We start from the raw sequence: 1,151 nt of genomic DNA, 5'->3' as shown, positions 1-1,151 counted from the left end.
CAAGTCCGAGGCTTATGGCCCGGTCCGCGATCAGGCTGACGCCGCGGTGGCTGCGCTGGCGGGGGTCGAGAGGGTCTCGGCCATGCTGACCGCCCATTCACAGAAGGCGCCGCCGGATCTGAAGCCAAAGCAACCCGCCCAGGCCCAGCAGCAGGCAGCACCCCAGAAGGTTCCGGGCGTGGCGCGGATCCTCGCGGTGGCCTCCGGCAAAGGCGGGGTCGGAAAATCCACCGTCTCGGCCAATATTGCCTGTGCGCTGGCAATGCAGGGGCGCAAGGTGGGGCTGCTGGATGCAGATGTTTACGGCCCCTCGCAGCCCAAGATGCTGGGAGTGAGCGGACGGCCTGCCAGCCCTGACGGCAAGACCATCCTGCCCCTGCGCAACCATGGTGTCACCATGATGTCGATGGGTCTGATGACCGGCGAAGACCAGGCGGTGATCTGGCGCGGCCCTATGCTGATGGGCGCGCTGCAGCAGATGCTGCTGCAGGTGCAATGGGGCGAGTTGGACGTTCTGATCGTCGACCTGCCGCCGGGCACCGGTGACGTGCAGATGACGCTGGCGCAAAAGACCCATGTGGACGGCTCCATTGTGGTCTCCACTCCGCAGGATGTGGCGCTGATCGATGCACGCAAGGGCATCGACATGTTCCGCAAAATGAACGTGCCGGTCCTGGGCATGATCGAGAACATGTCGACCCACATCTGCTCGAACTGCGGCCACGAAGAACATGTCTTCGGCCATGGCGGCGTGGCGCAGGAGGCGAAGAAGCTGGGCGTGCCGCTGCTGGGCGAGGTGCCGCTGCACTTGGACGTGCGCCTGGCCGGCGACAAAGGCACGCCGATTGTGGCAGCGCAGCCCGGCAGCGCCCAGGCCAAAGTGTTCCTTGATATCGCCACCCAGCTGGTGGACGCAGGCGCCGCATAAACCTGCCGCCCGTGGGTCAAGGGCCGCAAAGCGGCGGCGCGCTGCGCCGTTCACCCTTGAGGCGGGGATGGCAGACAGCACAATGAACAAGGCGTTTGAAGGGCAGGCTTGCCCATCAAGCGCGTCTTGGCAGGCCTTTCGCCGCGCAGCGGCGCCACGCCCAACTGTGAGGGGCATTCTATGAATGTGCTGGAACAGGCGGGAGCCTCCCGCCCGCTGGATC

General features: G+C 65.8%; 1 protein-coding gene. It reads left to right on the top strand.

The genetic code is table 11. The features are described from left to right. The coding region (locus A2I95_RS40625; RefSeq protein WP_291737975.1) for an Mrp/NBP35 family ATP-binding protein at positions 1–928 on the top strand (928 nt) is incomplete at its 5' end. Between the last annotated feature and the right edge of the window lie 223 nt (positions 929–1,151).

This window comes from Leisingera sp. F5, assembly GCF_001593695.1.
This window is presented reverse-complemented; position numbering and strand designations above follow the sequence as displayed.